Origin of the sequence: Sinorhizobium sp. FG01 (assembly GCF_002531875.1) — a bacterium.
Lineage (GTDB): Bacteria > Pseudomonadota > Alphaproteobacteria > Rhizobiales > Rhizobiaceae > Sinorhizobium > Sinorhizobium fredii_C.
On the sequence record NZ_NWTB01000010.1, the window covers coordinates 236,078 to 248,817 of the forward strand.

General features: G+C 64.3%; 12 protein-coding genes. 5 read left to right on the forward strand and 7 right to left on the reverse strand.

Translation table 11 applies throughout. The annotated features are described in order from the left end of the window. Nucleotides 1-363: 363 nt before the first annotated feature. The 4 genes from CO656_RS18705 to CO656_RS18720 form a co-directional block, all read right to left on the reverse strand. Complete coding sequence (locus CO656_RS18705) at nucleotides 364-666, reverse strand: DUF982 domain-containing protein (protein ID WP_245428531.1); 303 nt, start codon at nucleotides 664-666, stop codon at nucleotides 364-366. A 717-nt stretch (nucleotides 667-1,383) separates the two neighbouring features. Next, nucleotides 1,384-1,551 carry a hypothetical protein gene (locus CO656_RS18710; RefSeq protein ID WP_083854105.1) on the reverse strand — a complete coding sequence of 56 codons (168 nt, stop codon included), beginning with the start codon at nucleotides 1,549-1,551 and terminating at the stop codon, nucleotides 1,384-1,386. A 280-nt stretch (nucleotides 1,552-1,831) separates the two neighbouring features. After that, the gene (locus CO656_RS18715; protein ID WP_097526691.1) at nucleotides 1,832-2,512 is read right to left on the reverse strand and encodes a peroxiredoxin-like family protein; all 681 of its coding nucleotides are present in this window, start codon (nucleotides 2,510-2,512) and stop codon (nucleotides 1,832-1,834) included. A gap of 90 nt (nucleotides 2,513-2,602) precedes the next feature. Further along, nucleotides 2,603-5,863 (reverse strand): adenylate/guanylate cyclase domain-containing protein, encoded by a 3,261-nt coding sequence (locus tag CO656_RS18720; protein WP_097526692.1) that lies wholly within the window; start codon nucleotides 5,861-5,863, stop codon nucleotides 2,603-2,605. Nucleotides 5,864-6,178: 315 nt separating this feature from the next. Here CO656_RS18720 and ilvD point away from each other — a divergent pair, with 315 nt between their 5' ends. Continuing rightward, entirely contained in the window at nucleotides 6,179-8,017 is a 1,839-nt protein-coding gene (ilvD, locus tag CO656_RS18725; protein WP_097526721.1) for a dihydroxy-acid dehydratase, read from the forward strand. A gap of 111 nt (nucleotides 8,018-8,128) precedes the next feature. Beyond that, nucleotides 8,129-8,704: a nucleoside 2-deoxyribosyltransferase gene (locus tag CO656_RS18730; RefSeq protein WP_097526693.1), complete on the forward strand. Its 576-nt coding sequence runs from the start codon at nucleotides 8,129-8,131 to the stop codon at nucleotides 8,702-8,704. A 3-nt stretch (nucleotides 8,705-8,707) separates the two neighbouring features. Here the strand turns inward: CO656_RS18730 and CO656_RS18735 are convergent, their stop codons facing one another. Then, nucleotides 8,708-9,112, reverse strand: a complete 405-nt coding sequence (locus CO656_RS18735; protein WP_037420295.1) for a GFA family protein — start codon at nucleotides 9,110-9,112, stop codon at nucleotides 8,708-8,710. A gap of 93 nt (nucleotides 9,113-9,205) precedes the next feature. Here CO656_RS18735 and CO656_RS18740 point away from each other — a divergent pair, with 93 nt between their 5' ends. Then, the gene (locus CO656_RS18740) at nucleotides 9,206-9,667 is read left to right on the forward strand and encodes a MarR family transcriptional regulator (protein ID WP_097526694.1); all 462 of its coding nucleotides are present in this window, start codon (nucleotides 9,206-9,208) and stop codon (nucleotides 9,665-9,667) included. Here CO656_RS18740 and CO656_RS18745 read toward each other — a convergent pair whose 3' ends face one another. Then, complete coding sequence (locus CO656_RS18745; protein WP_097526695.1) at nucleotides 9,668-10,138, reverse strand: MarR family transcriptional regulator; 471 nt, start codon at nucleotides 10,136-10,138, stop codon at nucleotides 9,668-9,670. A gap of 260 nt (nucleotides 10,139-10,398) precedes the next feature. On the opposite strand from CO656_RS18745, the gene CO656_RS18750 reads away from it, so the two are divergent. Both CO656_RS18750 and CO656_RS18755 read left to right on the forward strand, forming a co-directional pair. Continuing rightward, nucleotides 10,399-10,872: a DUF1579 domain-containing protein gene (locus tag CO656_RS18750; protein ID WP_037420303.1), complete on the forward strand. Its 474-nt coding sequence runs from the start codon at nucleotides 10,399-10,401 to the stop codon at nucleotides 10,870-10,872. Nucleotides 10,873-10,928: 56 nt separating this feature from the next. After that, on the forward strand, nucleotides 10,929-11,693 hold the full coding sequence (locus tag CO656_RS18755) for a VOC family protein (RefSeq protein WP_097526696.1): 765 nt from the start codon (nucleotides 10,929-10,931) through the stop codon (nucleotides 11,691-11,693). A gap of 47 nt (nucleotides 11,694-11,740) precedes the next feature. Here CO656_RS18755 and CO656_RS18760 read toward each other — a convergent pair whose 3' ends face one another. Next, nucleotides 11,741-12,694 (reverse strand): LysR family transcriptional regulator, encoded by a 954-nt coding sequence (locus CO656_RS18760; protein ID WP_037420307.1) that lies wholly within the window; start codon nucleotides 12,692-12,694, stop codon nucleotides 11,741-11,743. Between the last annotated feature and the right edge of the window lie 46 nt (nucleotides 12,695-12,740).

A 12,740-nucleotide genomic window follows, 5' to 3' on the forward strand; every position in this document is an offset into this window, starting at 1 on the left:
TGAGGGGAGCAGTAACCGGCTGTGGCCGAAGCGCCGTACCTTTCAGAAGCGGCGCGTGTCGCGAATTGCAGCAGGGCGAGACGATCAACCAGAGCCCGAGCCACGAATGAAGCTTGTTGACGCTGTTCCGCGTGCTGCGCACGCTGCGTAAGACGATGTAATCTTGGGCAAATTAATCTTCAAGACGGACTTGATTACTTGTTTGGACGGACGTGCACTTCCGGACATTCCCGGGAGCGAGGCGAGACGGTAGTCGCGGGGTTAGGGCAATCCTTACGACAGGGCCATTCAGAACGTGGTGACGGGTCGCATGGGTTGCTGCTCGATAGGTCGGGGCCTGGAAGCGTGCCCCGACTCCAGCCTTTAGGCAAGCGAGTGTTGACCGCCAGCACCGGGTTTCGCGCCGAACATTGCATCCGCGCTCGCTGCCATGCCCGCATCTCGGCAGGCGTCAATGAACGCTTCGCGCGCGATGGCCACTGGGGTCATTCGGTTCAGAGCACGGCGGCACGTTTGAACGGCTCGACTGTATTTTCCACCTCGATGGAGGGCCAGGTCCTCTTCGAGAAAATCAAGCGCATCGTTGACGCAGGCGAAGACCTGCGGGGTCCCGTCCTTTTTGCGAACGATGACGGGCGTCATCCAAACCAGTTCCGGGTTAAGCATGATGTCCTCCTTTCGCATTCACACCGGATGAAAAAGAAGTGCAGAAAATATCGGCGCCAACAGATCGGATTTCAAGGCTTCTAACGCTTTCCCGAGTTGACCAACCATCCGAGCAGCTGGCTCGCCATCTGATCCCCTCGAAACATTTCGGCTGCCTTTTTCCATAGGGCTTTACAGTCGGAGCGCGATCAGTTTGTGGAGCGTCCTTCGGGATTATTTCTCGCGGACACATTAGCTTTGTATTCGATGGGCGCAGACGGAGTCTGGCTCCGTCGAGGTGGGATATGGACTGTCCGAACCGTGGGGTTTCCCTCGACGGGCTTGGGCGCAATCCTCACGTTTCGGCAGCGATTCCCGAGAGGCGGTGGCCTGCTCGGGCCTTTTTCGTGCCCGAGCTTTGCCCAAGTTGCGCTTTTCTCCTACGAGGATGCTTCGCGATTCTTTACGAGGCTCGATCGAGAAAAGTCGACCTTTTGCAGCCGAACAGCATTGTTGACATCGTAAGGGTCACAATCCTTTCACGCCCGCCTTCTCTTGCGACCGATTGCAGCCGATCAGCGCTTGTTGCAACCGCTGTCACGAGATCGTCACGGTCCTCGGGTAGGAAAGATGCACCTCGCCGTTGACCACGGATGGACTGGCAAAGGCGAGAGGTGATGAGGAAGGTCGGGCGAGCCCGGCCTTTTCTGTTGCAACCGGTTCTGCCATCGGCGGGGGCTAAAGCCTGACGATATCGTCGACCCAATATTCCACTTGATAGCGAACGGAATTGGCCTGCTGCTTTGCTTCGCGCCAGGCCGCGCGGCCGTATCGCCCCTCGCAGGCGATCCGGTCGATCGCCCAGAAACCAGCCAACGCAACAATGAACAGTAGCAAGCCGCGCATATAGACATCTTGTCGATGAATTCTTTAGAAAGCGCTAACGTTCCAACTTGCATTCAAACGGATCGTATCGGCGCATCGATCTTCCCTGTCGCGGCAATCGATCGCGTATTCGGTTGCTCGTCATGCACTTGTCACGAACAGCGTCTAGGAAGAACCCACCTCGCCATTGACCACGGATGGACTGGCAAAGGCGGAAGGTGATGAGGAAGGTCGGGTTTACCCCGGCCTTTTTGTTTGTCCGGAGCGGTTCCGAAGGGCGGGCCGGCACCGCCGCTCACGCTCAATGGAGGACCTGCGATGCAGCCGACATCACCTCGTCCGGCGAAGGAGAACGGAACATGTTGCGGCCGTCCGGCGAAGCTTCGGTGAAGGACCACCGCACGACGCCGTCGCGGTCGAGCAGGAACTCACCGACGAGCTGCGCCATGGCGGCCGCCTCCATCCGCTTGTCGTCCTCGGTCATCTCATAGCCGTCGGCTTTCTGGAGATAGGCTGACGCGGCGACAGGATTCATCGGTTCCGGCAGTTCGCCGGGCATGTCGAGACGCATCGACATCACCGTCTGCATGCCCAATTTATGCGGCCAATCGTCCTCATCCTCGGTGAATTCGAGATTCGGCAGGCCGAAGGCTCGGTGCGAAAGCCGCTCGGGATCCGACGCGGCAAGCAAATTCGGCAGGGGATGGTAGCGGAAATAGAGCCGGGCCCGCTCGATCGGCGTGTTGACGACCGTCAGGGTCTCTACCCCCTTTTCGTTGAGGGCGGCCTTGAGCTGCGCCATGGTGGCGATCTGCCGGCGGCAGAACGGGCATTGCAGGCCCCGGAACAGTCCCACCAGAACGGGTTTGCGCCCCCGAAAATCATCAATGGCGATCTTGCCCTCCTGGGTGATCGCGTCGAGCACCACGTTCGGCGCCCGGTCGCCCGGCTGCAACGGCCCGGAACTGGTATACTCCGCCATGGCTGTTCTCCTCCCTGCATGCCGTGCAGCGCAGGCCTCTCGAGGCGTGCGGCGCTGCCTCTTTCCGGGCCATTGCCGAGTGAAGGCTGCTCAGTCGAGGAAAGGCAGTATCACCAGGGCTTCCGGATCGAGATCGTGACTTTCGCAGATTTCTTGCGCCAAACGGAAATGACGTTCGGCCTCGGCGAGCTCGCCTTCATCCAGGCAAAGTGTCGCCAAGCCATCATAGCACGGAAACAGCACCTGCGCTTCGTCCGTTTCACCGGCAAGATCGAGCGCTTCGCCGTAGAGCCTGCGAGCCTCTGCTGGCCTGCCGTGGCACTGGAATATCTGCCCCAGCACCAGCAGCGAGACCGGCAGATGATCGCGCTGGTCGAGCGCCCGGTCGATCTCGATCGCCTTTTGCGCCGCCGGCACCCCTTCGGCCGCGCAGCGGTCGGTAAAGGTGCAATGGGCGACTGCAAGATTGGCAAGGAGCCGCGCCTGGAAGCCGAGGTCGCCGATGCGGCGGGCCATGTCGAGGCCGCGCCGGCAGACGTCGATGGCGAGCTTCGGATCGACGATCGTGTAGAGCACGCCGAGGTTGGTATAGCCGCGGCAGGCCGCGTGCATCAGGGCCGCCGCTTCGGCCACCTTGACGCTCGTCTCCACCGCCTCGATCGCCTCTCGCGTGCGACCGCGCCGCGCGAGGGCCACCGCCTTTGTATTCAACGCCTCGGCGGTGACGAGGGCTACCTCGCGCCTCGATTCGGCACCCATGGCGGGACCAAGCGCCTTGACCCTCTCCAAGGCTTCGTCCGCCCATTCTGACGCGCCGAGATAGTCGCCCATGCGAAAAGCCAGATGACCCCGCTCCTGCAGCAGCGACGCGCTTTCGATCGGTGCCTCGGCGCGCTCGAGCAGGCCGGCCGCTTCCGTGAAGCGCGCCTGCGCCCGATCGCGCTTGCCGGCCTCCCAGAGAAGATGGCCGAGCTTGCGGAGGATCCGCGCAGAGGCTACCGCATCCGCCGCGACGGGACGGGCATCGAGCAGTGCACGATAGTGCTCCTCCGCCTGGGCGCGCTCGCCGAGGGGGACCAGCAGATCGGCGAGCCGCTCGCGAGCGGCGAACCAGTCCGGCTCCTCTTCGCCAAGCGTGGCCAGCGCGGCCATCGCCTGCCGATAGAAGCGGATCGCGTCTTCGTTGGCATAAAGCTGGCTTGCGCGGTCTCCGGCCGCCATCAGGTAGCGAGCCCCCTTGGCCCGGTCGACCGACTGACCGTAGTGATGCCCGAGGACGGCCAGATCCTCGAAACGCTCGGGGCTCTCCCCATGGCGGCGCTCCAGGGCATGGGCGATCGCCGCGTGAATCTCCGTTCGCCGCTTGACGAGGAGATTGTTGTAGACCACTTCGTGCAGCAAGGACTGCACGAAGCGAAAGCTTTGCGATGCCGGCGTCCCGCCCCCGGCACTCTCCTCGATGATTTCGGCGTCGCACAGCAACTCCAGTCCCGTCGCGACGTCGCCGGATTGCGGGGAGATGGCGGCGAGCAGCTCCGCGTCGAAGCGCGGGCCGATGACGGCGGCGCCATGGACGAGGCGGCGCACCTCCGGCGGCAGGCGGTCGATGCGCGCCAGCAGCATCGCCTCGATGCCAGCGGGAATGTCGACGCTTGCTTCGCCCGCGGCCACCTGCCACCGGGATCCGTCGCGCCGGAGGGTTCCAAGTTCGATGAGGCCGCGGACGATTTCCTCGATGAACAGCGGGTTGCCGCCGGCGCGCGCAAGAATTTGCCGGCGCAGGCCTTGAGGCAGGCAATTCTCTCCGAAGAACCCCGCAAGGAGCCGCTGTCCGTCGGCGGGAGAGAGCGATCCGAGACGCAATGCGGTTACGCTTGTGCGCCCCGGAGCCAAGCGCTCCGGGCCGGAATCGGGCCGCTGCGTGGTGATCAGCATCAAGGGGCGGCGATCGAGCCGGTCGAGCACGAAGCGCAACGCCTCTAGCGAAGCGGCATCCGCCCAATGCAGGTCCTCAAGCACGATGAGCAAGGGCGTCCGTTCGAGCCGCCGCTCGAACATGGTGCGGATGACCGAGAGGAGCTGGCGCCGGACCTGGTCGGGAGGAACGTGCTGCAGGGCGCCGTCCCGGTCCCCCATTCCGAGAATATGGAAGAGAAGCGGCATCGCCTCACCGAGTTCATCGGCGGTGAAGCCGATTTCGGCGAGACCGGAAGCCAGCCGCTCCTGCATTTCCTCCGCCGTGCCGCCGGCCGGTATGCCGTAGGCGCTGCCGAGCACGGCGGCGAGCATCCCGTAGGACGGCTCGCCGAGCGGAGAACAGGCCGCGCGCCTGACGACCACCTGCGCAAAGCGCGGGTCCTCGCCGATGGCGGCCAGGAAGTCGCCCACCAGACGCGACTTGCCAATGCCGGCTTCGCCGGTCAGGCGGACGACTTGCGCGGTACCGGCGCAGGCGAGCGCCAGGCAGTCGCGCATCCGGCCGATCTCCGCATTGCGTCCGATGAGCGGAGCGCTGAGACCGAGGGCGTCGAGACCCCTGGCCGGGCGCGGCGCCGCGAGCGCGCCGGTCAGGCGATGCACCTGAAGGCTGCCGGTTTTGCCGCGCAGCGCGACGGCGCCGAGCGTCTCATAGGCGAAGGCGTGCCGGGTAAGCCTGTGCGTCACCGGCCCGACCAGGATTTCGTCCGGCCCCGCCATCGTCTGCAGCCGCTGCGCCGTGTTCACCGTGTCGCCGGTGACCGAATAGGATTTCGCGTCGCGCGCCCCGAAGCCGCCGGTGACGACCGGGCCGGTGTTGACGCCGATATGCAGGCTGAGCGGCAGGCCGATGCGCCCATGCCAGCGCTCGCTCACCTGCGCGGTCCGCTCGAGCATTTCCAATGCGGCCCGAAGGGCCCTCTCCGGATCATCCTCATGCGCCACCGGAGCGCCGAAGAGGGCAAGCAGCGCATCGCCGATGAACTTGTCGACGAAGCCGCCGAACGTCTCGACGGCACTCGTCAGCGCCTCGAAGAGCTCGTTCTGCAGCGCCTGCAGAACTTCCGGATCGATCTGCTCGCTGAGACCGGTGAAACCGCAGAGATCGGCGAACAGGACCGTGACGGTACGCCGGTCGGCGCCGATATCCGGTGAGGGTGCTGCAGGCGCCTGCGCGACGCCTACCGCCGGCGGCTTTGGAGCCGGTCTGACATCCGCCGGCGCTCCGAGCCGGGTGCCGCAGCGCGGGCAGAAGGCGAAATGCGGCGCGCAGAGATAGCCGCAAGCAGAGCACGAACTCTGCTGCTTGGCGCCGCATTTCGGGCAGAACGCGAAGCCGCTCTCTATCTCGCTACCGCATTCATGGCAGTTCATCGCCGACGAACCTCGATACCCACCCGCCGCGAGACGTCCGCGGCACAGGTCGGAATGCCGAAAACAATGGACTTGTTGACGTGGCTTGGCAAGCAATGCGCCTTGCAGGCGGAGGTGAAGCGGCAGGTCGGCAACCCTCAAGGAAACGCCGCCTCGAATGTGCGACGAATGACCGGCGCTGCGCGGGGCTCATGCGGCGGAAATAATCTGACGCGAAAGATGACGCGCGCGCAAATTTGCGCTAGTACGCCTGCAAGGCGCTCCATCATCGCCATTATATTCGCGTATCGATATTCGTCCGTGAAGGAACACGTCATGCCTGCCTATCGCTCCCGCACCACCACCCACGGCCGCAACATGGCCGGCGCTCGCGGCCTCTGGCGCGCGACGGGCATGAAGGACAGCGACTTCGGCAAGCCGATTATTGCGGTGGTGAACTCCTTCACCCAGTTTGTGCCCGGCCACGTGCATCTGAAGGATCTCGGGCAGCTCGTCGCCCGTGAGATCGAGGCGGCCGGCGGCGTCGCCAAGGAATTCAACACGATCGCGGTCGATGACGGCATCGCCATGGGCCATGACGGCATGCTCTATTCGCTGCCGTCGCGCGAGATCATCGCCGACAGCGTCGAATACATGGTCAACGCCCATTGCGCCGACGCCATGGTCTGCATCTCCAACTGCGACAAGATCACGCCCGGCATGCTGATGGCAGCCTTGCGCCTCAACATTCCGGCCGTCTTCGTCTCCGGCGGGCCGATGGAAGCCGGCAAGGTCGTGCTGCACGGCAAGAAGCACGCGCTCGACCTCGTCGACGCCATGGTCGCTGCCGCCGACGACAGCGTCTCCGACGAGGACGTCAAGGTCATCGAGCGTTCCGCCTGTCCAACCTGCGGCTCCTGCTCCGGCATGTTCACCGCCAACTCGATGAACTGTCTGACCGAAGCGCTCGGCCTGTCGCTGCCCGGCAACGGCTCGACGCTCGCGACCCATGCCGACCGCAAGCGCCTTTTCGTCGAGGCCGGTCATCTCGTCGTCGACCTGGCGCGCCGCTATTACGAGCAGGAGGACGAGCGCGTGCTGCCGCGCTCGGTCGCCAGCAAGAAGGCCTTCGAAAACGCCATGGCGCTCGACATCGCCATGGGCGGCTCGACCAACACCGTGCTGCACATCCTCGCCGCCGCCCACGAGGGCGAGGTCGACTTCACCATGGGCGACATCGACCGGCTGTCGCGCAAGGTTCCCTGCCTGTCGAAGGTCGCGCCGGCGAAGAGCGACGTCCACATGGAAGACGTGCACCGCGCCGGCGGCATCATGTCGATCCTCGGCGAACTGGAAAAAGGCGGCCTCATCAACCGCGATTGCCCGACCGTGCACAGCGAGACGATCGGCGACGCGATCGATCGCTGGGACATTACCCGCACATCGAGCGAGACTGTCCGCAACTTCTTCCGCGCCGCTCCGGGCGGCATCCCGACGCAGGTTGCCTTCAGCCAGGAGGCGCGCTGGGACGACCTCGACACCGACCGGGAAAAGGGCGTCATCCGTTCGGTCGAACATCCCTTCTCCAAGGACGGCGGCCTCGCGGTCTTGAAGGGCAACATCGCGCTTGACGGCTGCATCGTGAAGACGGCCGGCGTTGACGAGAGCATCCTCAAATTCTCCGGCCCGGCCCGCGTCTTCGAGAGCCAGGATGCCTCCGTCAAGGCGATCCTCGGCAACGAGATCAAGGCCGGCGACGTGGTCGTCATCCGCTACGAGGGGCCGAAGGGCGGCCCCGGCATGCAGGAGATGCTCTATCCGACGAGCTATCTGAAGTCGAAGGGCCTCGGCAAGGCCTGCGCGCTGATCACCGACGGCCGCTTCTCCGGCGGCACCTCCGGGCTGTCGATCGGCCATGTCTCGCCCGAGGCGGCCAATGGCGGCACGATCGGGCTCGTCCGCGAGGGCGACATGATCGATATCGACATCCCGAACCGCACCATCAGCCTGAGGGTGGACGAAGCCGAGCTTGCCAGGCGCCGCGCCGAGCAGGACGCAAAAGGCTGGGAGCCGGCCGAGCCGCGCAAGCGCAAGGTGACGACTGCGCTCAAGGCCTATGCCGCCTTCGCGACCTCCGCCGACCGCGGCGCGGTGCGGGATCTCGGCGACCGCTAAGCCAAACCGCGTCAGCTCAAAGTGGTGCCCCGGACCGGGTGAGCGTCGTCCGCTCCGGAGCCTCGATTGCAACACTGATCGAACCATGTTGTCTGTGCAGGGGCTGAAATCATGGCGAAGAAGGTCTATTTGGCCGGACCTGAAGTCTTCCTTCCGAACGCGCGCCAAATGCTCGACCGCAAGGCGTCTCTGACGCGTGCCGCCGGACTGATACCGCTTTCGCCGGGTGACCTTGAGATCCCTCCGACCAATTCAAAACGGGAACGGGCGGCAGCGATCAGCGCCGTGGATGAACGGATGATGCTCGAAGCAGACGCGATCATCGCCAATCTGACGCCCTTTCGCGGGATTGCCGCCGATACCGGCACCACCTTCGAGCTTGGTTTCATGTGCGCGCTCGGCAAGCCGGTCTTCGCCTATACGAATGTGGCGCGCGACCACGCCGCCCGTGTTGTCGAACACTTCAAGGGAGCTGTGCAGCCGGATCCCGCCGGTCAATTGCGCGATCCGGGCGGGCTGTCGGTCGAGGATTTCGGCCTGATTGACAACCTCATGCTGCATGCGGGCATCGAGCGCCGCGGCGGCGTCGTCATTGTCGGCGACGCCCGGCCCGATGCGATCTACACCGATCTCGCCGCTTTCGAGACATGTCTCGACGCCGCAGCCAGCAAGCTCAGCTGTCGCTGATGTTCAAAGGTGCCGCGTCTCGGCCGGCACATTCCACCAGTTGTCGTGCAGCCCGTCCATATACTGGATCGGCAGGGCGGCAAGCACCGCCGGATCGATATCGTCGAGGCAGGCAACGTTGATGGAGACGAAGGCGCCGCCGAGCTCTTCGACATTTCCCGTGCCGTAGGGCGACACGCCGCAAGTCGGGCAGAAGCGATGATGGCCGCTCATCGTGTTGAACTGATAGTCGCCACTGCTTGCTTCTTCGCAGAGCAGCCGGAAGTCCTCCGGCTTCACCAGCGTGCCCCAATAGCGCGTCTTCGAGCAATAGGAGCAATTGCACCGGCTGGTGCCGGCCTCGAGATCGGCATCGACTTCATAGCGGATACGTCCGCAGTGGCAGCTGCCCTTGTAGGTCATCTTCATCCCGTTCCTCCCGGCGCTCTCTTGCCAATCATCAACCAATATGACAACTTATTGTCAAAATACATCTATCGCAAATGACAATATGTTGTCAACATGAATCAGCCCTCACGGACTCCCTCCGGCGACGCCTTCGCCGAGTTCGCCATCTCGGTCCTGCGCCTTGCCGGACACTTGACCTCTGAAGGAGATAGGCTGGCGCAACCATCCGGCCAGACCAGCGCCCGCTGGCAGGTCTTGGCTGCGGCAAGGCATTCGACGTTGTCGGTGGCAGAGGCGGCCCGCGCCCTCGGACTGGCGCGGCAGGGCGTGCAACGCATCGCCGATATTCTCGAAGCCGAGGGCCTATTGGCCTACCGGCAGAATCCGGCACATCAGCGCGCCAAGCTGATGACGCTCACGCCCGGCGGGGAAGCGGCGCTCGCAGAGATCACGGCAAGGCAGGCCGTCTGGGCGAACGCGCTTGGCGCTGAGATGGGAGAGGAGAGGCTGCGGCAGGCGACGGCGCTGATCGCCGAACTCGCCGCGCTGCTCGGAGAGCGTCGCGCGCCGACCTGATCACGCGCCGCATATCGCCGGCGTTTCCGTGAGAGCGAGGAGGTCGGTCCGCAGCCGGTCGGGACCTACGTCGCCGAGTTGCGCATCGACCGCAGCATGCGTGCGCTGCCAGATCGGGACGGCTTCCGCCAGCAGCCGCTCTCCCGCTTCCGTCAATCGCAGGCGGCGCAGCCGTCTGTCATCGGGATCGACGAAGGTCTCGACGAGACCGCGGCGCTCGAGCGGTTTCAGCGCTGCCGTCAGCGTCGTGCGGTCCATCGCCAGAAGCGACGCGACCGCGCTCATGCTTGGCGGTTCCGGCCTGTTGAGCGACATCATCAGCGAGAACTGCCCATTGGTGATGTCGAGCGGCCTCAGCGCCTCGTCGAAACGGCGGGCGAGCGCCCGGGCGGCACGCTGGACATGCAGGCACAGACAGCTGTCCCTGACGACGATCGTGGTCGAGAAGGGGATGAGCGGCAGCTTTGACATGCTCGACTAATGTTGATATCAACCTAAATAGTCAAGCAAAAATGGCGATGCATCCACCGTTCGACGTTCTCACCCATGAGAATTCGAGCACGGAATTCGTTCGCCACTGCGACCTGTATGACGATTGACTGTGACCGCACGCCTGCCTGCCGCGGTCGAATGGACTTAAGGGCCGTCGGCCCTATCTGACGCTCTGTGCCGCGTAGCATCGAGGCGCGGCAGACCACGGCGATGCAATCGAAAAAACCAAGGAGGAGAACGTGAAAGCAGAGCCTCAGGAAGAACACCGATGGCTGGAACAGCTGCTTGGTGAATGGACGGTCACGTCGGAAGAGTCGATGGGAAGCGGCGGGTCGAGTGAACCATGGGTCGAGAATGTCCGTTCGATGCAGGGACTCTGGGTCGTTTGCGAAGGGCAAGGCACCATGCCCGACGGAAGTTCCGGCCAGACCCTGATGACGCTGGGCTTCAATCCGCTGACCGGCCGCTATCTCGGCACGTGGGTCGGCTCGATGATGACGCATATGTGGGTCTATGACGGCGAGATCGAAGACGACGGCAAGACGCTCGCTCTGAATTGCGAGGGCCCGGACTTTGAGAACCCAGGCAAGTCCGCCAGATACCAGGACAGAATAACGCTGATCGACGCCAACCGCAGAGTGCTGACGGCCCGCGTCCAGGCGGCAGACGGAGACTGGAAGGAACTGATGAGGGCGGAGTATCGCCGCCGATAGCTGGAGCCATGGCGATCGCTGCGTCGCCTGCATAGACCCAAACCGGAGGATCGACAATGCACGGGAAATTCATCTGGTACGAGCTGATGACGACGGACACGAAGGCCGCGGAAGCCTTCTATAAGAGCGTTGTCGGCTGGTCCGCCCGCGACGCGGGGATGCCGGACATGAACTACACGCTTTTTTCCAAGGGCGAGCACCAGATCGCCGGCCTGATGACCATGCCCGACGGTGCGCTCGAGATGAAGGTGCCGCCGGCCTGGCTCGGCTATGTGGCAGTCGATGATGTCGACGCGACCGCCGACAAGCTCGCCGCCGCCGGCGGTACCGTCCACCGCGCGCCGGACGACATTCCCGGCGTCGGCCGCTTCGCGATCGTCACCGATCCGCATGGCGCTGCCTTCGCGCTGTTCAAGGGCGATGGCGAACCGCCGCCGGCCATGGACCAGATGGGAGCCGGCAACGTCGGCTGGCATGAATTGATGGCGGGCGACCTCGACACCGCCTTCGACTTCTATTCGAAGCTGTTCGGCTGGACGAAGGACCAGACGATGGACATGGGCGAAATGGGCGTCTACCAGATCTTCGCCTTCAACGGCCGGCCGATCGGCGGCATGATGACCAAGCCGAAGGAAATCCCCGCGCCACCCTACTGGCTCTATTATTTCAACGTCGAGGCGCTCGATGCGGCGATCGATCGGGTCACGTCCGGCGGCGGCAAGATCATTCAGGATCCGATGGAGGTGCCTGGCGGCGCCTGGATCGTGCAGGGCGCCGACCCGCAGGGCGCAGTTTTCGCGCTTGTCGCACCGAAGCGCTGACGCAAGCGCCAATCAATAAATTGCTCGCGGTCCCCGCGGGCCTTCTTCTATCCCGACACACCCAACCGCTGCCGATCGAGCTCGTCGGGCAGCATCGGCGTCACGCGGGCATGGCTCGCAAGAAAGTCGAGAACCGCACGCACACGGGAGGGGAGAGCCCCGCCCTGCCCCAGGAAAACCGCATGGATCTCTTCGAGGTCGCCCGGGTTCAAGTCCTCGAGCACCGGCAGCAGCCGGCCGGCACGCATGTCTTCGCGCACGGTGAACTCGGCAAGCCGGGCCAGCCCGGCGCCGGCAAGGGCGAGGTGCCGCAAGCCCTCGCCGTCGCTGACCTGCACCGCTCCCGAAGCGGGCAGCACGATCGTCTCGCCTGCCTGCCGGAGAGGCCAGCCGTCGACCGCGCGGGCATAGCAGAAGCCGAGCCGGTCATGGGCCCGCAGTTCATCCAGACTTGAGGGCATGCCGTTGCGCGCGAGATAGGACGGGGCTGAAACGATCACCATCCGCGTCGCGCCGAGCTTGCGGGCGATCAGTGTCGAGCTCTTGAGCGGCCCCGCCCGGACCGCCACATCGGCGCGCGCCTCCATCAGGTCGACCACCGCATCGGTCTGAACGATATCGAGGGTGACCGCCGGAAATCGCTCGCGGAACTTTGGCACCAGCGGCATCAGGACATGCGTGCCGAACGAGGCGTTGACGTTCAGCCGCACCCTGCCGGTCGGGCTTTCGCCGGCCGAAGCGCAGCGTTCCGCCTCGTCGATGTCGGAAAGTATCCGCGTCGTGCGCTCGTAGAAGGCATGGCCTTCCGGCGTAAGCTGGAGCTTACGCGTCGAACGGTTGACGAGCCGGACTCCGAGCCTTTCTTCGAGGCGCAGCACGAGCTTACTGACGGCGGACGGCGTCATGCGGAAGTGGCGGGCGGCGGAGGAGAAACCGCCGAGCTCCACCGCTTTCGCGAAGACTTCCATCTCACCCGAGCGGTTGACCGAGGGTCGTGACATGTGAACTCAACTCACAGATAATGTTCCCGTTGCCAGTCTATATCCA